The following is a 20,437-nucleotide window of genomic DNA, read 5'->3' as shown; positions in this document are numbered from 1 at the left end:
TTTTTTCTACAGCAAAATACTGCTGCTAAGCATGGAACAAGTTTATGTGGCAGGTGATTTAAGGGATGAATGGCCCTGGCACAATTGCTTGACATCAGAGGATTTCTCAGCTTAAGCCTTCCAAAAATTAGCAACGCCAATTTTATTACTTTCTTCAATGATGACCAGTTCTCAAGTAGCAACTTTTTCGATCTCCACATCTCGCGCAGGAAGTACTAAACCTATTTATTGGCCCACATTTTCTCCTGAGCATGGAGTGTTGTTGGTATTGGCTGGAGCTTTACTAACCGGTGCTTCTCTTGCTCAAACATGGACATGGGAAACTAGCCTGGCTTGTCTGGGTGCTTTTTTAGGATTACAGGCCGAACATCCCTTAGTTGTACAAATTAAGCAACGACGAAGTTGGAAACCGCGATATTTATTGTGGGCCGGTATCTATGGCGGGATTGCGATCGCAATTGCCGCCTACCTTACTTATCGTCATCCAGTGTTGTTATGGATCTGTAGTGGGGGTGTCATCGCCATGGGGTTCGACATGGTCGCTGTGCTACGGCGACGACAAAAGAGTATCGATACTGAGATGCTGATGTTTGGAACCATATGTATGGCCACGCTGTTTATCTATGGCACCAATACAGGCACCATTACCATTCAGGCCATAGGACTATGGGTACTCAATACTCTCTTTTTTGCCAGTGCGGTTTTTACTATAAAGCTACGCAAAGTAAAAACCAGTTCTCTGACCGGTAGTTTGGTGTATCACAGCATTGCGATCGCAATAGCTGCAACACTTTACTTATTAGGCTGGTTATCTTTATTTACAGCTCTTACCCTGGCAGTCGCGTTACTCAAGCTCGCCGTTGTTGTTTTGCTACGAGACTGGTACTGCAACTGTCGGTTTGAATATATCGCCCGGTTTGAAACCTACTTTGCCCTTACCTATACGGCCTTAGCCTGTTTAACAGTGTTGCCAGAGTATTTACCTGCACCAACCTGAGGGATTTATTTTAGCTTGACTATGTGTGATCCCAGTCGGGCTTAATAGACTTACGACGGTTGAGAAAGCGATCAATAGACATTGCCGCCACACAGCCATCTCCTGCTGCTACAACAGCTTGCTTAAAAGGCGTATTGCGAATGTCACCAATGGCCCACACACCGTCTACGGAAGTGTTCATCATCTCATCTACTTTTACCCCGCCGTCCGGATTAAGGGCAATCTGACCATGAATAAAATCTGTGATCGGTTTGGAGCCACTCTGATAGATAAAAACACCCTCTACAGGTAGTTCAATAGGAGATTGATCCAGTGGTTTAATGTTTATGCCGTTAACCCCCATGATGTCACCCTGCACATTCAGTAAACGAGCACGATTCCAAGGTTTGACATTGCCCATCTGCAACAGTTGCTGACTATGCACATCATCCGGCTTAGGCACTTTAGGCGTAATCCAATGAACGGTAGACGCAAATTTAGTCAGTACTTGAGCTTCTTCTAGTGCCTCCAGGTTAGAGCCCACAACAGCGACTTCACGATCCCGATAAAAGGCCCCATCACACGTAGCACAATAGCTGACACCTCGGCCTAAAAATTCAGCCTCACCAGGAAATGAAGCTTTTCGCCCCATAGCCCCTGCTGCCAATACTAAAGCTCGCCCTACAAAAGTTCCTTCGGGAGTATAAGCTTTTTTTAGTGGTCCCTCAACATCAATACTAAAGACCTGAGATCGCTGATAACCAGCGCCATAGGCAACAGCCTGATCGCGCATCATATCCAGTAAAGCACCACCACTGATATCACCAGCTACACCAGGATAATTGGCGATTTTATGGGTAATGGCCAAGGCTCCTACAGCTGGATTTTTATCCAAAATAATAGTCTTTAAGTCAGCGCGAGCTGTGTAGAGTGCGCAAGCGCATCCTGCTGGACCGCCACCAATAATAACAACATCAAACTCATGGGTTTCCACAATACCAGTCCCTCAGAAATATTTGAAAGTAGAACAGTACTCCAACAACTGTTAAGCTACCACCCCACCTGGTTCTAGACCTGTATCTGCGTCAATAGCATTTTATGTATTGGCGTAAGGAAGAGAAATCGACATATAGTGGGAAGGCCTTAACTACCTATAGCTATAAATGGATAGTTCTGCTCTAAAACACCGCCCTCCCAATCAATAGCAATTGTACAGTCGGAGAGCGCATAAGCACGACACAACAATACACCCCCCTCAGCAATTTGAGCGTCGTCTAAAAGTGATTGCTCTGTCTGATCAAGATCACCGATCAAAAGTTTACCAACACAAGCATCACACATGCCTGTCCGACAGGGCAAAGGAAGGTTCAAACCCATTTCCTTTGCCGCATCTAATATGGAGTGATCTTCCGAAGCCTTCAATGTGGTCTTTTGACCCAAGCGGTCATTTTGTAGAGTAACGTTATACCAATGCATTAACTTAAAACCATATCTAAATGTCAAAAAAAACTCATCTCCACCAGGTAGAGATGAGTCGGCATGGATCTAGAGGAATCCATAGTTGAGAAACCGCTAGGCAACGCTGTTCAATCCTATGGCCAAGGCGACGACCAATATGGTAGCAAAACCAGCCATGGCTGCTTCATAGTAAGAAGACTCACTGAAGCGGCCACTTCTCTTCTGACCAAGCAGATTATGCCACACATGGCCACCCAGAAAGACCACGGCCAAAACGGCTTGCAAGACCACTGTTTCTAATCGATTATCTCCAAAAATCTCAATGGGATAAACCAGCTCATTGAAGACAAAGAAGATAGAAATCAATGCCATCAGGCCAACACCAGCAAGACTGTAGGACAAAATGACATGGCCATCATAAATAAACTTTTCTCGGAACCAACCAAATGGGGCACGCACCGTATGCCAAATGCCTCCAGAGATACAAATGACAGAGATCCAAAGATGACCTCCTACTAAATCTGGAAGGTTATCCACCGCTGCCATCCCCATGGGATCCCAACCATGGCGAGTGAAGCCGAAAAGATAACCCAATATAACAGCTGGATTGGTGGTGGCATTCTGAACAAGATGAACAGAGCCTGCTAGAGGATCGTAAATACCACCAAAACGAGTAGCTTTAAGAACAAATAATGATGCGGCAAATCCTAAGATAATTAAATGTTGCCCTAGGATAAAGCTTAGGGTTTCCGGATTACTCCACAATCCTTCTTCCTTGGCCATAATCCTGTCATCGCCCACTGCATAGTTAGTAGATTGCTTGTTAAACACATGGAACAAACCACCCGCAGCTAAAACAGCTGATGATGCTAAGTGGAGGATTGCGATCGCAAACCAAGCCTCTACATTATCCGTGCCCCAACCCAAATTAACCAGACGGGGCAATAACAATAGCCCTTGATCTGCCAGGGGCACATCAGCAACGTAGCGAGAAATTTCCAACAGGGTAAATGAACCTGCCCAGAACATAATCAAACCAGCATGGGCTAAATGTGCACCCAGCAATAGCTCAGTTCGATTAATTAAACGGGCATTACCCTGTAGCCACGAGAAATCTCTAAGCTGAGATAAACTACTAGAGCCATCGACTCGATTAACAGCTACATCTAATGTTGGTTGAGATTGCATTATTTAAGCCCCTATCTAAAAAACTTGCACATTAATGACGTTGGGAGATATGGGGGGAACGATTAAAAAGTTTTGCCGCTTGCTAGACTCTTTGCACCTTAACCTCCACGCCTAACCTTAAAACTATCGCTTAACTAACTCTTTAATATGCTGATAGGTCGGCGCAGATTGAGAACAGAGTTTTCCACACCTGGGAGAGCTAGAAACATAATCAACACAATCGATAGCTTCTTCAGTCAAAGCAGACACGGGATGGACAGTACATTTCAGTCGGTAATCTCCCGTAAAATAAGCACACCGACTGCAAGGAATCTGATGTAATCGTCTAACATAGTTAGCACCCTGTTTCAAGGTATGAAGCATCCGCCAGATGCAAAACATTAAACCAGCGCCGATTCCAATAATCACTCCCACACGGCCTACTGCATGTAGAACCAGGGCGATAACATTCATGAAACTAAAAAAGAGAGAAAACGCAGAGTCAGAGAGAGAGTCAGTCAATAGTCAAGCATTTATGCTAATAAAAACCGATGCATCAGACTATTGACTGAATTAGGAAAAGCTATCTACAGAGAGGAGTAATAAGATAGCTTAGAGCGACATTTCTTGTTTAATTTGAGCAGTCCAAGTCTTGATACGACTCTCAGTCTTGTCAGACTCATTGTCATCATCAAGAGCTAAGCCACAAAACTTGTTGCCATCACGAATTGCCATGGAAGCCTCATGGTCATAACCGTCTGCAGACCAATAGCCGACAGTTTTACCACCTAGACTAGCGATTTTCTCCTCTAGCTGCCCCATGGCATCCATAAAATTGTCTGCATAGCCAATTTGATCACCTGTCCCCATGTAGGCAACAGTTTTGCCACTGAAATCAACGTCATCTAGATCGTCGAATACAGCAGCCCAATCATCTTGCAATTCACCAATATTCCAGGTCGGGCACGCAATGATCAAACACTCATATTCAGCTAGAGCACTTGCATCCTCAATTTCAATAAGATCCACTACTGAATCACCACCCAATGCTGCTTGAACCTGCTCAGCAGCATCAGCGGTCTTACCTGTAGTAGACCCATAAAACAAACCTACTTTGGCCATAACGACTCCCTTAATCAAGTCAAAAGAAAGTGGAGACTATAATGCGACGGAACTATAGTCTCCTTGGCGAATTCCCGTCCAATTGATAATCAAAGTCAATTAGACTTGTCTCTAGATGAGTATACATGGAATTCAGTTATTGAGAATAATTCTTTTTAAAAGAAGTTGGAAAAAGTGTGGAAGCATAGCGCTAATTGCCAAGAGAAGCCCATATACCTGCGTTGTCTCATGGCCTTTAACCCGTAGGAAAGGCTTACGGGTTAAAGACCGTTGGGATATATCTACAAAGTCATTAGCAGATCACCGTTACTAACAAGCAGATAGGCAAATAGAGCCCCTCCAGCACCACCCACTAAAAAGCTAGTAGCAAACTGGCTCCAGCCATCAGCAGACTTAAGGTTTTCAGGAAGCTCACCAGCGATCGGCTTATTCGGGACAAAGGCGGCCCTACCGTAGAGCGACAGTCCCAGGGTCAGAATCACCACTAAACCACAGGCAGAAAGCAAGCCAGCAAGATCGGCTAGATCGGTATTGCGCAGTGGCCCCAAAATGGCAAAAGGCCCAAATAGGAAATATCCATGGGCCATGCCAATTTCTAGCCCGCGGGAAAAGGGAGACAGCCCCTGGCGATAAATTGGCAAATTATTAATCCACAGCAGGCTTAAATCAGAGCTGTTGAGAGGCGTATTCATGGTGCCCACCTCTGGGTTATAGCTGAGCACAAAATCCCCTCTTCCAAAGCTATAGCCTTGAGCCTGAGCCCTGGCTCGAATAGCGTGCCATAGATGCCCGGCCAGCAATAGACCGCCAAAGGCAAAATGAAACGCTGCCAGCCAGGTGCGTACGGGAATGATGTCCGCATTACCTAAGAAACCCAGTGGACCATAGAACACTTCTGGATACGCCGTGTCATTCACGGTGACAAAATAGCCGGCAAAAATGCCCATGTAGGCCAGTGCCCCTAGGCTGTAAGACAAATAGGCTTCGCCGTTATAAACCAAAACTTGTTTAGCCCAGCCAAAGGGGCGAGTGGCAATGTGCCAAATGCCTCCTAATACACACATTAAGCCAACCCATAGGTGGCCACCGACAATATCCTCAAGATTATCCACCGCTGCCATACCGGCTTCGCCATGGGAACCTACCAGGTAACCAAAAATTTCTCCGGCACCTAGGGTAGGGTTATTCACCACCCGCATAGCACCTAGCTCAGGGTCATATAAACCACCCCAGAACATCGCCTTGGCCACTAACAACCAGGCACCTAACCCCAACAAGACTAGATGAATTCCAATGATGGTGGTCATCTTGCGATCGTCTTTCCAGTCATATCCAAAAAAGCCCGCAAAAGAGCGGTCTTGCTTAAGCTGATCCGGACCTAGAAATGAGTGATAGAGACCACCTGCGCCCAACACAGCTGAGGCCACCAAGTGGAACATACCAACAGCCAAAAACGGATATGAGTCAACGATTACGCCACCCTCACCAACGCCTAAACCATAGGTGGCCAGATGGGGAAGCAAAATGAGACCCTGGTCATACATGGGCAAATCTGGGCTGTAACGAGACAGCTCAAACAGGGTCATAGCCCCAGCCCAAAGGGTAATAAGCCCAGCATGCGCCACATGGGCTCCCAGAAGTTTGCCAGAAAAGTCAATGAATCGAGCGTTACCAGCCCACCAGCCCACACGCTGGGAAACTGGTCGACTACTAATTGCAGTTGCAGTCATGATTTACCTTTTAGTGTTTTTGAGTGTTGCTAATCCTCGGAACGAGTTAACCTGAACGCCCCTGATCAGCAGCATGCCTTTCAGATCGATTCATTCTTCTCAATCAGCAACAGCATTTCGTTTATTGACAGGATGCTTAGCCCTTGAGCTGACTAATAGCCATCTGTTCAGTCGGAGCAGCAACACGTCCACCGACGTTCTCAGTCACTTGACCTTGATTGAAGTTAAAACCAGCGGCTCTGAGGGCGTGCCAAAGATGTCCTTGTAGGAAAAAGAACCCTAACCAGAAATGAGCATTTGCCAACCACTCCCGTGATGAGTAGCCATCTACAGGAGAAGTACTCACAAAATAAGGAACTCGGTCAAATTCAATAGTCAACGTAGGACCAAAAAAATCTGTAGGAAATACTAAAGAGTTAACAGAGACAAACAATGTGGCCACAAACGCCATCAGACTGAGTGCTCCCAAGCTATAGGCCAGGTATGCTTCACCTGAAAACACAAACAGCTGTTTTACCCACGCTGCAGGCTTACTGGAAATATGCCACAGACCACCTAAAATCAGCACAATACCGATATACAGGTGACCACCCACGACATCCTCAAGATTATCCACACCCGCTAGCCAAAACTTACCTGCGAACAGATAACCAAAAATTTCAGCCGGATTGGTGTTAGGTGTAACCGTATGCACGGACTGCGTTAGAGGATCGTACAGGCCACCCAACAACATGGCCTTGGCTACCAAAAGCAATGCACCACCGCCAAGCAGCACCAAATGTGACCCCAAAATTTGGGTCATCTTATCGCCATCGCTCCAGTCATAGGCATAGCTACCCCCCAAAGTTTCAGGACCTTTGAGGGTGTGGAAAATCCCGCCAAATCCTAAAAAAGCAGAACTAATTAGGTGCACAGCCCCCACAACAAAGTAGGGGTGACCATCCACAATCGTGCCGCCATCTCCCAAGCCGTAACCTAGACGAGCAAGATTAGGCAGCAAAATAAAGCCTTGCTCATATAGAGGACGGGCGGTGTCTAGACGACTAACCTCAAATAGAGTAATCAATCCAGCCCAGAGCACAATCAACCCGGCATGGGCGACATGGGCACCAAGCAGTCGCCCCGATAAGTTCACCAGTCGAGCATTTCCCGCCCACCAAGGCGGTGAACCCGCTGCGCTGGTTGCAACAGACGTTGTCATAGTTATGAGTCCTGTAGTCAAAAAGTGAACCTTATTGACTTTAAATGTCAATAAGGTTCAAGTAAACTCTAGTTCATTCTCAGATTATTGAGAATATTTCCTTTTTTAAGTTTTATGTCATTCCATGGCGGCTCAAGACGAAGCCATGGGCACAAACGCAATTAGATAAAGTGCTGCAAACGTCATTAAACTAACAACAACATAGGGCAAGGGAGACGCTGGAGCCTTGGGGAATTCCCACCAACTAGGCACTAAAGGTCGTGCCACATAGTCATATCCCAACTCCATCAGCTGCTCTAAATGCCCTAAACCATAGCGAGACATTCGTGCAAACGGCAGTTCTCCAACTGCACGCTGAGGCAAAATTCTTCGACGCTGGTAGGGGACGGTATCGTCCCCAAACGTATTTAAATATTCATCACTATCTAAAAGCGCATCGATAAATCCTGTCAAACCTTTAGTAGCTAGGACAATTGACCAAGCTCTGGACTCAGCTTGACTATAAATATCTCGGCCTAACATTCGTTGCACACAAAGCTGAACGAACCGATAGTTGTTATTACAGTCATATACATAGCGACGAAAACTATCGGCAGTCACCAATCCCCGAATAAAATCACGGACGGTAATTTGACTACTCCTAAGCTGGGATTCTAAAAAACGCTGACGATTGTGGGCAATTGTCTGTTGCTCATTAAAAATCTGTCGATAAGCCGCATAGATTAACGCATCTATTTCTAGAGCGTTAGGTAGAGTATTAGTTGAGAAAATCTTAGGGCTTTCTTCATTGCCAACCCCTAAGGCAGCAACTCTAATGTTTTGAGAAGTAGGATTGTAGGCCAATACAGGGATAGTCATTAGTCAGTCTCCTAAAGTAATAGTTGTGTGTTTGATAACTATTTAATGACTCGTTGCTTAGTCAATTACATCCAAAGCTTTGCTGGCTATACTCATTCCAGTAAACACATTAGCAAGGCGTTTGCGGCAAGAAAGTTTTAATCACGCAGGAAACAACCTGGAGGTTATCTCCAGGTTGTCTGACCAGATATAAAGGCTACCTGATACAACACTAGGCTAGTCCTATAACAACATTAGATCAACAGGTTATAAACAAACTCATAAGAAAATCTCAACACAGCCATTTAAAGATTGCTCAGATACAGTAAAGACCATTAGGGAATTGCCCACACATAAAGTCCCAGGCTAGGATTGTGGATGGGTAGATAAAAAGATGAATATGTTTGAGAAAATACTAGATAATAAGCATCTAATTAAATATCCATAGGTGTTTTCAAAAGATTCTCATTAATGTCGAAAAATATTTTTAAGGTAGAATATTAAATACGCCTAGGTCCGAACTTTAAATACTATCTTTCATAAGATGAAATGCCATAAGATCAATAAATACAGGCATTTTAATATATCTTTTATATCTCCTATAATTCGTTTGGCTCAACCTCGCAGGAAAACATTTACAGGCTAATTACTGGGAAATAACTATCTACTTATTGATATATAATCGCAATAAGTAGATAGTTGTCAACTTTGAGTTGAATTTGATTTTTCTGTTTTATGAATGCTAGCGCTCAAGATCTGTCCATTAGTCTGACACGTAAAATTGCTAATGTTACTGTGATGTTTAGAGCTGAGTTTCCAGTAGCAGTTCCTGATCTAAGCCCATGGCTTACGGATGACATCACACAACAACAGATACAACCTTCCTCTATTGATTTGAATTTTGTATCACCACAAACATCAAACTTGCTTAATTGTCGATGTGTTTTTCTGCAGATTCTTTTTTCGGATGCTGTGTTAGAGCCTACATGTCGTTTTATTGGCATTGAAGCATCAGGACATGACTACCAGGGAAAATGCTGGACATGTTCAACGGTAACAAATTGGCAATTCGAAGGTAGACATGTTCCTGAGGATCCTAACCAGAAAAAAAGGTTTATCCATCTCTTGGAACAGATTCTCACCCTATTCAACTATCCTACGGCTTTATCTCGGTCAATCTTGGACTAGGATTCTATTCTATAGTTGCCCGCCTAACAATCATAGGTCGGAGACATCATCACCATTCACTTGCATAGTGATGATGTCTTCGATAACTGCGACAGCTTCGCTGTCGACAGCTATGAAAAATAATAATAAGTTCACATACCTAAAAATCAAGGTATTTAGAATAACTTTGCCATGGCAAAACCCCAATGAAAATTTTGCACTCCATGGATTGAATCTCAATAGATTAGGAAGGCTTGCCCCATAATGGGTAATTCTCACAACTAATGTTATCGATATGTGACTCGATCCAAAGCACTGGTAAAAATAACAGGAATAATCTTTATCCTTTCAGAACTTTGTAGTTGTTTGCATAGTTCATTGCCTGTTATTTGTGCATGCACAAATAAATTATTTCTTGTATTAGTACGACCTGCTTCACTTGTAAGCATTCCCTTCGACTTTGCTTAGGAGATGCTGGCTGGGAGTGTTGGCTTGACTTCGCTCAGCCAACGGCATATCAAGGACGGCTACCTTCACTTAGAAATTAACATTAAGTTCTTCGGCCAGCTAATTGAGTCCCTGGCTTAAAAGTTCTACGTCAGGCTCATGGGCCTGATGGCTCAGCAGCTCAATCAAACCGGTAATGAGTCGATTACTACGCTCCGGATGGTGTCTTGCGCTACATTCCCCTGGCAGCCCTTCATGACGGTCAGCAGTAGTTGAGTGCCTGTAAAACAGTGGTGGGTAGTACGGCACTGGGTAATAGCCTTCGCTCCCTATAGTTTTTTACCTCTAGACCCTCTTTACATAACTCCACAAAACTGAATAAGTTCCAGCCTTCTAGATCTAAGGGGTAATGCCCCCTTTGAACTGAAGCAATTTTATCCATGCATTCTTTTACGAAACTATTTAGCTTGGCGAATATCACTACAGCAGTGATATTCGCCACTTGGTTTCTAGGATTCCTTAAAGTAAAAACCAGCTGAATTGCAGTAGCACAAATCTTACACAAGTTCGACAAAAATTATTCTTTTGAAAAATCAGATATGGACTCTCTACCTGTTGAGTCTTGGCATTAGTTATGGAATTTCTCATCCCATATTTTTAAAAATCAAGAAAAAATAAAAAAATATTTGCCAAGTCAAAATTACCTTTATTGTAAATACTTGAAATCAGATAAAGTACCCAACAAAAGCCATTGAAAAGGTCTATAAATATCCATGGATCTAATAAATCCTAGACTTAAACTATTAAGTACTTTAGCCATTTCTGGGCTGATCTTGGGAGCATTATCTATGCTGTCAATGGCTGCATTTGCAGAGTCTTCACAAGTTTCTGTAAACGTAGAAATGCGGCTTCAAAGAGTTAGGAATATCTTGACAAAAAAGAGGATCCCGTTGGCTCCTGAATTCACTGTAAAGTCAGAAGCCAACGAGTCAAGTAATACAGATTTAATTATCAAGCAGGGAAATGAGTCAGATTGGAATAACTGGGGTAACTGGGACAACTGGGTCAATATGGCTGGCGATAACTGGGATAACTGGGATAACTGGGCCAATATGGCTGGCGATAACTGGGATAACTGGGCCAATATTACTTGGGGCAACATTACTAGCGATAGCTGAGACAACTCGTTAAACCACAAATAATACGAACAAAGTCTCTAAAAATAGTCAAACAATCATCAAAAATACGGAAAAAACGATGCATCCAAAACTCAAACTCTCAGCTATTCTGCTAGGTGCCAGCATTATTGTGGGAACATTGACAGTTCTCTCGACAGAGGCCTTTGCAGGATCGTCGGAAACACTTGGCAATGTAGAAGAACGTCTTCACAGAGTGAGAATATCTTTGCTAGAGGACCCTCAAAGTCGATCTTCAGAATCAAGTGGCATATTGGAGCAAACTGAGCAGACGAACGTGGATTCCACTCCTGAACAAGAAGAGGTCGCTCAGAACTGGTATAACTGGGATAATTGGGGAAACTGGAGCAACTGGGATAATTGGGGAAACTGGAGCAACTGGGATAACTGGGGAAACTGGAGCAACTGGGATAACTGGTAACTGGAGTAATCATTTAAAACAACTTAGAAAATTAACTGAGGAGCCATTGGCGATGCAATATTTAGGCTCCCAACTTTTGATATCAACAAGGTTTTATCCACCATGCATGCTTGTTTCCCTCAAAATCCTCAAAATCCTGCAAAAGGCAGGCAGCAGTTTGGCCCCATTAAGCTAGTAGTCATTCAACCAACTACTTTTTGCAACTTAGACTGTAGTTATTGTTATTTGCCTAACAGGCAACAAAAGCACAAATTTTCGCTTGACTTGCTGGAGCCCATTTTCCGAGAGGTCTTTTCCAGTTCTTTTTTATCCGATCAATTCACAATTGTTTGGCATGCGGGTGAACCCCTCACTATGCCAATCAGCTTTTATGAAGCAGCAATTGGTAAGATCCAGGAGCTATCAGATCAGTACAACCATAGAGCCTGTAGATACTCTCATTCTTTACAAACGAATGCGACCTTGATTAATCATGCATGGTGTAGCTTCATTAAAAAACACAAAATAAAAGTTGGCGTCAGCTTAGATGGCCCTGCTTTTATCCATGATGTTCATCGCGTCACTCGGAAAGGATTAGGAACTCACGCTGCCACGATGAGAGGTATCAAGCAGCTGAAAAAGAATCATATTGATTTTTCGGTGATATCAGTCTTGACTGAACAATCTTTAAGCTACCCGGATGAACTCTACCATTTCTTTCTAAGCAACGGTATCTACCGTGTCGGTTTTAATGTCGAAGAGATTGAGGGTAATCACCAAGCTTCTTCTTTGAATACACAAGACGCTGATGATAAATATTTCAGCTTTATGAAAAGATTTTACTCGCTGACATCTCAGCCAGGCAACAGGCTGAAGGTTAGAGAGTTTGATCGCCTTAGGAGAGCGATATGTAATCCTACTAAACAAGCAACCCAAGCAACCCCCCTGTCAATACTTAGCTTTGATTATGCTGGGAATTTTATGACATTCTCCCCAGAGCTTCTATCGCTTGATAGTGTTGACTACGGAAAATTTATTTTGGGAAATATTAGGTCAGAGTCTTTGAACACAATTGCTGACAACCCAAAATTTCAACGAATTAACCATGACATTCAATCGGGAGTCCATCGTTGTCGGCAGCAGTGTGAGTATTTTTCGTTATGTGGAGGGGGAGCACCTGCGAATAAATATTTTGAGAATGGCTCCTTTAATTCCACAGAGACAATGTATTGTCGCTACACGCAGAAAATATTGACTGATATTTTACTCACGGACATTGAGAAACAGATGGGGATACGCGGGGCTGCCTAACGTACCAAGGATTTTAGTATCTCAGCAATGTTAAAAAGAACATGGGACATCTTAGCAAAACTGTCAAAATTATTGACTGTAATCCAGAACCTTGCTGCCATAAACCACGATTTCTTCTCAGTGATGGTATGATGCCGACCCATGAGACTTCCTATCATCAAAGTTATGTCGAGAATGCATTTATTCCATCTAACACTTGGCGAGAACCTACAAGTTTAGAAGAAGATGTGATGTCTTTAAAGGACGGTGAGAGATTACCTGCTTACGGCCAATATGTTGGCATCTTTAAGGTAACAGATTCTATGTTGAGTCCCTTTGAAGATATGGGGGTATCTTTTGCTGTAACCAAGCAAGACTGTCACTTTTTATGGTCTCAGGAAGGATATAGGCAAGCGATTGAGAATTTAAACTCCCAATTGAGTCCTTTTATCTTGTCTGTTCGAAACTATAAAGTGCACCCGTTGACAGTGAATGCTCCTGGCCTGAGGACGGTGACCTACAATCGAGAAATCGGAAAATATATCGGTTTACATTTGGATAGCTGGGATAAGCTGCCGCTGGGAAAAAGGCATACTGGCACCAATCGCATTTGTCTTAACCTAGGGCTTGAGGATAGATATTTCCTCTTTGTGGATCTGACGTTACTGGAGATAGTGCAGAGAATTGACAGTCAATGTCCTGTCTCTAAAAAAATGAGTGCAGCTAGTAAATCTGAGTGGGTTAGACAGCAATTCTTCAAGCAATATCCTAGGTACCCAATTGTTAAAGTGAGAGTTGCTCCTGGTGAAGCATATATTGCACCTACAGAAAGTATCATTCATGATGGCTGTACATTAGGCAAAAAGTTTGCCGATGTTATTTTAACGATTCGTGGACATCTAAAGCTACCTAACAGTCTTTTGCCTAGAAAGATAGTAATCTAAGATGCTCTAAAGTTATGAGACTATTCGTGGCTAAATTCTGATTGTGTCAATATTAATTGCTTGAAACTTTCTTGTTCTGTCCATTGCTTAGAATAATAGTGAAACAGATTAGCATGAAGCCCATCATAGATGGTGTTTGGGAAATTCCTAATTTCTTATCTCCAGAAGAATGTATGGTGATAATTCTAAAAGCAGAAATGCTGGGCTTTAAGCCTGCACAGAAGAGAAGTTCAGGGCGATATAATCAAGAGGTGCGTTTAGAAGAAACTACAATTTTAGGTGCTTTAGCCATGAGGCTAATTAATTATTTATCTGATGATGGGGCATGCCAGTTGCAGCTGGCTGATTTGGGTGATCTGCTGGAATGTTACCGATACGATGAAGGAGAATATATTGCCCCCCATTCTGATGCCCACAAGAAGCTTAAGTTTGGGTTTCTATCGAACTTAACCTTGATTGCCTACCTGAATGATGACATACAGGGGGGTGAGACATATTTTAGTGAGTCTAAAATGCCTATTGTTCCTAAACTTGGTAAGGCAGTTATTTTTAAGCAGGCACTGCGCCATGAAGGCGCTAAAGTATTACGGGGCACAAAATATATTATCCGTACTGATTTAGCTTGTGCAGGTCTATAGAACGAAGTAAATAACTCACTGATTTATGGCAATGGAGCTAGCAATGTCCGATCTCAACAGAGCTATGACGAGACATATCATAGCTCCAGCGTTTTTGCCTATGTCTTTCCACTCTCTTCTCCCTCTTGCCGAAAGATTCTATAAAGGTGAATAAGCTTTTCTGTTTAGGCTTATATACTGATATCAACTCTAGGACTGGAGCTGACCCTCTATGCCTCATTCACTACATCTGCTTAATTTTGTTGTGACTACTGTGTTGATGTTACCCGCTCTCCAACTACGGGGAATCTCTCAAGAATCACAAGAATTTACTCCTTCAAAGCTAAAGCTTGCAGAGCAAAACAAGGAGGTTATTATCGCACAAACTGATATGAAAGATGAGTTGGAACTCGAAGGTCAGCTAACAGATGACTCTGCCTCAACTAGCTATCAGGTCAGATCGATTGCTGTTGATATATTTCAAAGGGCTAAGCTGATTTATTCAGCAGGTGATCTAACAAATGCACTTTTGGAGTTTGAACGGGCCTTAACACTTTACAAAGAAGAAGATTCAGCTCTTTACAGGGTAGAAACATTACTGTATATCAGTGAAATTCATCTCAATCAAAATCGATATAATGAATCTTTGGAGATATCGCAACAAGCTTTTTCTTTAGCTCAAACGTTACCTAATGCATTACAATCTGATTTTTTTTCAGCTAGTTCATTAATTGTAGCCGGTAGTGCTTTATCTCAGATGTCAAAATATGAGGAAGCACTAAATATGTGGGAGCTATCTTTAAATTTAAATCAAAGTATTAATGATCCTCATATCAATTCCTCTATTTTAGTGAAAATAGGCTCGGTGTATGCACATGGTCTTGGACAGTATGAAAAAGGAATTAATATTTGTACACGGGCGTTAGATATTGCTAAAGAATATCAAAATGCTCTGTGGAGTTACTATATTCAAGCTTCTAGCCTAAATTGTATTGGACTTTCCTATAACGGACTGGAGAATTTTGAAGAGGCTTTTATCTTCTTTCAAGAATCATTAGAGACTGCTAGACAATCTAATGATCCATTTGGAGAGTTCACGGCTTTAGTAAACCTGGGTTGGAACAAACAGGCTCGTGGAGAATATGAGCAGGCAGTTGTTTTCTTTCAACAGGCAATATTAACTATCCAATCAACTGGTGATTTAGTTTCTGAGGCTTTTGCAATTGCCAACTTGGGCTATTCCTATGGACACATAGGACAATATGAGCAAAGTATTGAGCTATTACAGCAGGGATTATCAATTATCCAATCCACTGACTTTCGCTATGCAAAGTGGAGAATACTTCGAGGGTTTGGTGTTGTTTTAGCGTTACAAAATAAGCCTGAACTAGCTATTATCTTCTATAAGAAAGCTGCTAATATTACGGAAAGTATCCGAGAGGATATTGGTGGACTGGACTTTGAAATTCAACAATCATTTCTTTCAACAGTAGCAGATGACTATCGAGTCCTTGCCAATTTACTGTTAGAACAAGGTCGTATTCCTGAAGCACAACAAGTGCTCGATCTCTTGAAGCTGGAAGAAATACGTGAATTCACCCGAACCACTCGTGCCACCTGGACAGGTACCGATCTGCAATACACCAAAATTGAACAGCCTGTTGTGGATGCCCACGGTAGCCTGATTGCCCTGGGGCAAGAAATCTATGCCTGTCGGCAAATCCGTTGTGGTGATCTAGAAAACTTGCGTGAGCAGCAACGAGTGCTGACGGACAGCTATGAAAAACAAGTGTCTCAATTTGAAGCTGCGATCGCAAGTAATGACCAAGAAGACGACCTCTTTCAATCCCCCAACAGCCTCAGTGACGATGCCTACAAGCTGTTACAGGCCAATCCTGATGCGGTCTTGATTTACCCCTTTGTGACCGACGATAAACTGTGGCTCCTTTGGGCCGCCGCAGGCGGTTCAGTCGGTAGCGTCCCCGTAACAGTTTCCCGAGGGGAATTATCCACAGTCGTCCAGCAATTTGGGGCTCAGCTTACCGATTTGAGCTTCCCTGCAGAGGTGCAAGCAAGCAGTCAGCAACTTTACCGTTGGCTGATTGAACCGCTCGAAACCGAACTACAGGCCAACAACATTCGTCAACTCATCTTTGTCAATGACCGCGTGACTCGCTAGATTCCCATGGCCGCCTTGTACGATGGCGAACAGTATTTGCTCGAGCGCTACACGATCTCCACGGTCATTGCCCCTGCGATTACAGATACCGAAGCTACCCTGGCAGGGATTGATGAATCAGTCGCTTTGGGATTGGGGTTAACTCAAGCTGTCTCAGGATTTAATCCGCTCCCGGCGGTTGCGCAGGAACTGGACGCCATCATTCGCAGCGATGATGCTGACCCGAGGGGTATTTATCCAGGCCAGGTCTTTCTTGATGATGACTTTACCCTAAAGGCCCTGCAAGCCAATGTTGAATTCCGGCAAATTCTACACATTGCCACCCACGCAGAGTTTGCCCCCAGTCGACCCGAAGATTCGTTTATTGTTTTGGGGAATGGCGATCGCATGAAGATCCAAGACATCGAAGTGATGCAAGAAAGCCTAAGGGATTTGCATTTAGTTGTGCTCTCTGCCTGTAAAACTGCCCTGGGAGGGACCGCCGGTGACGGTACCGAAATCGCCGGGATCAGTTCCTACTTTCTGGCAGCTAACCGTGCAGAAACCGTAATTGCCTCACTTTGGGCTGTTAACGATACCAGCACTAGCCTGTTGATGCAACGCTTCTACGAGTTTCTTGCCTCTGGCGAACTTACTAAAGCTGAGGCACTGCGCCAGGCCCAACTAAGTCTCCTCTACGACGAAGATACCGAAACTCGCCTTGCAGCCACCCGCGCCACGATCTCAGTTGAATCTCGTGATGGTAACCCCCTGGCTACTAATGGATTCCAACATCCCTATCACTGGGCACCCTTCATCCTCATTGGCAATGGGTTGTAATTCCTCCAGGTGAACTTACCCAACCTGAATTTCCAGAGATTAACATAATGGCGGTACCGGTAGGAGAGATCTCGCTGTTGGTAAGCCAGGAGAATACGAAGTAATACACAGAATAAAGAAATATATACTACTTTGAATTTTTGGATGCGGTTTCGTCCTTGAATCCATCACTTAAAGTATAAATTTATAGTTAGATGTAAGTGATTATGCGCATGAAAATCACAAGATTAGCTTACATGAGAGATTATTTTTTTTAGCTGCCTAGTTAATTCATTACTAATCATCACTAATAGGAGCAGTATGTACAACTTTCGACGAAGGCATTAGGCTTTCAATCATTTTATGTGAATCTAGATTTCCGGTGGCTCTTGAAGAAATCAAGAGTTACAAAAAGGTTGTATATCACGGTAATAGCTCAAATTAGTAGCTCCAAAAGATTCTATCGCTTAACAACGCTAGATAGATTGGGATATTTAGAGCACTCTTCTTGTTCTATTAAGTTACTGTTTGAGTAATTCAGAATGGTCAAGATTGCTGAATTTTTGAACTGCGTAGATTCAGATTTTGAAGATCGCGCCTCCAGGAGAGGAAACTATGTCAGAAATGATTTTGCCAGGGACTTACATTGAAGTACGTGCTGAGGGGCTGATTAGTGCTGGGAGAATCTCTACAGGTAATATTGGTATTGTAGGAACAGCCTCAAAAGGGCCTGTCAACCAGCCAGTTTTGATTAGTAGTCTGGCTGAAGCCAAGGAAGAATTTGGTGAGGGCGATCCCAGTAATGCTACGCTGATGACGGCGCTGGCACTCATCTATAAAAATGGTGGTCGAACTGTCTATGCCGTTCGCACAGGTCAGAGGAGCCAATACACCTTTAAGACAGATCAGGGAGATCAAGAAACGACGCCCGTATTAACATTGCAAGCACGGACGTCAGGAGATGCAGATAATCTAAAAATCAAGGTTAGTGAAGCGTCGAAAGACTTAGAAAATAGTGACACCGGTGGATCACCCTCCACAGATAAAGTTACAGTCAAGCTTTTTGAAGGCAATAAGACAAAAGAGACAGAATCTTACACTGTTACAAGCTTCCAGGATCTGGCAACACAAGTAAATGATCAGGCTGACAGTCTGATCAGTGCAGTTGATTTAAATGAGGCCCTGAAAGATACCCTCCCACCTAAGGTTGATGGAACAGATGGCAAATTTGAAGGTGGTCAAGATATTGATTATCCAGCCGGATTAGCAGCCTTAGAAAAGGAAATTGTAAATATAGTGGTGCTAGCAGGGCAGGATATTAAACAAGCCAAAATGCTAGAGGCGCTGCAAACACATCTCAAAACAACAGCTAATATCAAACGTGAACGTATTGGGGTGATCGGAACGAGTTTAGAGGAAGCTATACCACCAGCCAATGATATACCTGCGGATGATCGGTTGATCTTGGTGACGCCAGGCATTGTCACTAAAACTGCTGACATAAAAACAAACTTGTCTGGTGGTTATTTAGCGGCAGCCGTTGCGGGTGTGATTTCTTCACTGCCAGTACAAACCAGTCCTACCAACAAAACATTGGTATTGGAAGGACTCACAACAGAGTTTAACAGTGGTGAGCTAGAAAAATGTGTTCAAAACCGAATGCTGACCGTAGAGAAACGTAATGGCTTCCGAATTGTGAAAGGCATTACGACCCATAATGGTGCCTGGCGACAAATTACTACTCGGCGCATTGTGGACTATGCCATCTATGGTGTGCGTTCTAGCTGTGATCCCTACATTGGTAAGCTGAACAATACCCGTGTGCGCAGTGCAATGAAGGCAACGCTGGATGGGTTTTTGACACGTATGGTGGATAACGAGGCCTTAGTTAGTTATCAGCTAGACGTCTCTGCGACCCGTGCTCAGGAAATTGCCGGAGAAACCATGGTGACGATGACATTAATGCCTACGTTTAGTATCGATTTTGTCAAAGTAACGATGTATCTCAGCTAATTAAAGGAGATGTTTCATTATGCCAAATGCAAATGTTTTTCGAGGCTCTGATGCATCGCTGGTTTTAGCCGTCGATGATGTTGAGTCTGTAGAAGGTCAGTTCGCGGAAAGCCTGATTGAGAATTATGAGTTTTCTAATGTGGTTGGTCGTTTGCAAAATGTACAGGTGCGGGTTGAAAATGAGCTACGTCCATACCATGAGCTAGGTAAGCGATTCGCAACAGAATTGCGTCCAGGGAATATTAATGTGTCTGGTGTGGTCGAACGGGCTCATATTAATGGTGCTTTGATTCGTCTGTTGCTGGGGGATGGGGCAACCAGTCCACCGCCAACGGGCACCATTGCGCAACCTTCTTTCAATATTGTGATTAATCTCAGTAATCCGGCGATTCCAGATAATACCAATACCTTAACGGTATTTGGAGTCAAGTTTGAGAGTTGGAGTTTTAGCTTACCTGAGGATGATTTTGTGATGGAGTCCGCAACGTTTAAGGCGTTGCGCATTAGTGCTGAAGAGGTAGGAGGTTAGGGTGGCCTTGGTTGAAATAACACCTGATGAATTACTGGCAGGGGCGGCACTGACTTTTGATGTCGTCATTCCCAAGAGTATCTTGCATCCCCAGGGACAATCCCAAAAGGTTGAGGTCAATGATTCATCACTCACGGTTCAGTTACGACCGCTGACAGTTGGTACGTTTCAGCTGATTATGAAAGCCGCTCGTAATGATGCGGGGCTGATTCCATTGTTGATGATTAAAGAGTCTTTGGCTCAACCAACACTCTCTTTAGAACAGGTTAAGGGAATGCATTTGGGATTGGTTAATTTTTTGATTGCCCAAATTCGTCACATTAGCGGACTCGGAGAAAAAAAAATGCCTCTGCCTTAACACAATCA

Annotated in this window: 21 protein-coding genes; 12 read left to right on the top strand and 9 right to left on the bottom strand. The window is 43.4% G+C overall.

Annotated elements, in window-relative coordinates:
- Positions 1 to 157: 157 nt before the first annotated feature.
- On the top strand, positions 158 to 997 hold the full coding sequence (locus tag SPB21_RS08785) for a YwiC-like family protein (protein WP_499866335.1): 840 nt from the start codon (positions 158 to 160) through the stop codon (positions 995 to 997).
- A 19-nt stretch (positions 998 to 1,016) separates the two neighbouring features.
- Here the strand turns inward: SPB21_RS08785 and SPB21_RS08780 are convergent, their stop codons facing one another.
- The 8 genes from SPB21_RS08780 to SPB21_RS08745 all read right to left on the bottom strand — a co-directional run bounded on the left by SPB21_RS08780 (position 1,017) and on the right by SPB21_RS08745 (position 8,512).
- Entirely contained in the window at positions 1,017 to 1,970 is a 954-nt protein-coding gene (locus tag SPB21_RS08780) for an FAD-dependent oxidoreductase (RefSeq protein WP_163700331.1), read from the bottom strand.
- A gap of 149 nt (positions 1,971 to 2,119) precedes the next feature.
- The gene (locus SPB21_RS08775) at positions 2,120 to 2,479 is read right to left on the bottom strand and encodes a 2Fe-2S iron-sulfur cluster-binding protein (protein ID WP_431732003.1); all 360 of its coding nucleotides are present in this window, start codon (positions 2,477 to 2,479) and stop codon (positions 2,120 to 2,122) included.
- Positions 2,480 to 2,548: 69 nt separating this feature from the next.
- Positions 2,549 to 3,622 carry a chlorophyll a/b binding light-harvesting protein gene (locus SPB21_RS08770; protein ID WP_499866334.1) on the bottom strand — a complete coding sequence of 358 codons (1,074 nt, stop codon included), beginning with the start codon at positions 3,620 to 3,622 and terminating at the stop codon, positions 2,549 to 2,551.
- Between the two features lie 123 nt (positions 3,623 to 3,745).
- Positions 3,746 to 4,003: a hypothetical protein gene (locus tag SPB21_RS08765; RefSeq protein ID WP_250564790.1), complete on the bottom strand. Its 258-nt coding sequence runs from the start codon at positions 4,001 to 4,003 to the stop codon at positions 3,746 to 3,748.
- Between the two features lie 210 nt (positions 4,004 to 4,213).
- On the bottom strand, positions 4,214 to 4,723 hold the full coding sequence (gene fldA / locus SPB21_RS08760) for a flavodoxin FldA (protein WP_163660204.1): 510 nt from the start codon (positions 4,721 to 4,723) through the stop codon (positions 4,214 to 4,216).
- A gap of 281 nt (positions 4,724 to 5,004) precedes the next feature.
- On the bottom strand, positions 5,005 to 6,453 hold the full coding sequence (locus tag SPB21_RS08755; RefSeq protein ID WP_499866333.1) for a chlorophyll a/b binding light-harvesting protein: 1,449 nt from the start codon (positions 6,451 to 6,453) through the stop codon (positions 5,005 to 5,007).
- A 136-nt stretch (positions 6,454 to 6,589) separates the two neighbouring features.
- The gene (locus tag SPB21_RS08750) at positions 6,590 to 7,654 is read right to left on the bottom strand and encodes a chlorophyll a/b binding light-harvesting protein (RefSeq protein WP_163660208.1); all 1,065 of its coding nucleotides are present in this window, start codon (positions 7,652 to 7,654) and stop codon (positions 6,590 to 6,592) included.
- Positions 7,655 to 7,786: 132 nt separating this feature from the next.
- Complete coding sequence (locus SPB21_RS08745) at positions 7,787 to 8,512, bottom strand: phycobilisome rod-core linker polypeptide (RefSeq protein ID WP_163660210.1); 726 nt, start codon at positions 8,510 to 8,512, stop codon at positions 7,787 to 7,789.
- Positions 8,513 to 9,226: 714 nt separating this feature from the next.
- On the opposite strand from SPB21_RS08745, the gene SPB21_RS08740 reads away from it, so the two are divergent.
- Positions 9,227 to 9,679 carry a Tery_1686 family protein gene (locus tag SPB21_RS08740; RefSeq protein ID WP_489670947.1) on the top strand — a complete coding sequence of 151 codons (453 nt, stop codon included), beginning with the start codon at positions 9,227 to 9,229 and terminating at the stop codon, positions 9,677 to 9,679.
- Positions 9,680 to 10,225: 546 nt separating this feature from the next.
- On the opposite strand, the gene SPB21_RS08735 is transcribed toward SPB21_RS08740, so the two are convergent.
- The gene (locus SPB21_RS08735) at positions 10,226 to 10,414 is read right to left on the bottom strand and encodes a hypothetical protein (RefSeq protein WP_163660212.1); all 189 of its coding nucleotides are present in this window, start codon (positions 10,412 to 10,414) and stop codon (positions 10,226 to 10,228) included.
- Positions 10,415 to 11,034: 620 nt separating this feature from the next.
- Between SPB21_RS08735 and SPB21_RS08730 the strand changes: the two genes are divergently transcribed.
- The 10 genes from SPB21_RS08730 to SPB21_RS08685 all read left to right on the top strand — a co-directional run bounded on the left by SPB21_RS08730 (position 11,035) and on the right by SPB21_RS08685 (position 20,429).
- Positions 11,035 to 11,283, top strand: a complete 249-nt coding sequence (locus SPB21_RS08730; RefSeq protein WP_499866332.1) for a hypothetical protein — start codon at positions 11,035 to 11,037, stop codon at positions 11,281 to 11,283.
- A gap of 79 nt (positions 11,284 to 11,362) precedes the next feature.
- Positions 11,363 to 11,722, top strand: a complete 360-nt coding sequence (locus SPB21_RS08725) for a hypothetical protein (protein WP_163659050.1) — start codon at positions 11,363 to 11,365, stop codon at positions 11,720 to 11,722.
- 102 nt (positions 11,723 to 11,824) lie between these two features.
- The gene (gene grrM / locus SPB21_RS08720) at positions 11,825 to 13,012 is read left to right on the top strand and encodes a cyclophane-forming radical SAM/SPASM peptide maturase GrrM/OscB (RefSeq protein ID WP_499866331.1); all 1,188 of its coding nucleotides are present in this window, start codon (positions 11,825 to 11,827) and stop codon (positions 13,010 to 13,012) included.
- A 128-nt stretch (positions 13,013 to 13,140) separates the two neighbouring features.
- Positions 13,141 to 13,935, top strand: coding sequence for a hypothetical protein (locus SPB21_RS08715; RefSeq protein WP_499866330.1), 795 nt, complete (start codon positions 13,141 to 13,143; stop codon positions 13,933 to 13,935).
- A gap of 98 nt (positions 13,936 to 14,033) precedes the next feature.
- Complete coding sequence (locus SPB21_RS08710; RefSeq protein ID WP_499866329.1) at positions 14,034 to 14,573, top strand: 2OG-Fe(II) oxygenase; 540 nt, start codon at positions 14,034 to 14,036, stop codon at positions 14,571 to 14,573.
- 211 nt (positions 14,574 to 14,784) lie between these two features.
- Positions 14,785 to 16,731 (top strand): tetratricopeptide repeat protein, encoded by a 1,947-nt coding sequence (locus SPB21_RS08705; RefSeq protein WP_499866328.1) that lies wholly within the window; start codon positions 14,785 to 14,787, stop codon positions 16,729 to 16,731.
- 6 nt (positions 16,732 to 16,737) lie between these two features.
- On the top strand, positions 16,738 to 17,550 hold the full coding sequence (locus SPB21_RS08700) for a CHAT domain-containing protein (protein ID WP_499866327.1): 813 nt from the start codon (positions 16,738 to 16,740) through the stop codon (positions 17,548 to 17,550).
- Between the two features lie 594 nt (positions 17,551 to 18,144).
- Positions 18,145 to 19,542 carry a phage tail sheath C-terminal domain-containing protein gene (locus SPB21_RS08695; protein WP_499866326.1) on the top strand — a complete coding sequence of 466 codons (1,398 nt, stop codon included), beginning with the start codon at positions 18,145 to 18,147 and terminating at the stop codon, positions 19,540 to 19,542.
- Between the two features lie 19 nt (positions 19,543 to 19,561).
- Positions 19,562 to 20,071: a hypothetical protein gene (locus SPB21_RS08690; protein ID WP_163660226.1), complete on the top strand. Its 510-nt coding sequence runs from the start codon at positions 19,562 to 19,564 to the stop codon at positions 20,069 to 20,071.
- Position 20,072: 1 nt separating this feature from the next.
- On the top strand, positions 20,073 to 20,429 hold the full coding sequence (locus SPB21_RS08685; RefSeq protein ID WP_163700299.1) for a hypothetical protein: 357 nt from the start codon (positions 20,073 to 20,075) through the stop codon (positions 20,427 to 20,429).
- Positions 20,430 to 20,437 lie beyond the last annotated feature (8 nt).

Source organism: Leptothoe sp. ISB3NOV94-8A (assembly GCF_043421595.1).
Lineage (GTDB): Bacteria > Cyanobacteriota > Cyanobacteriia > Phormidesmidales > Phormidesmidaceae > Leptothoe > Leptothoe turfae.
This window is presented reverse-complemented; position numbering and strand designations above follow the sequence as displayed.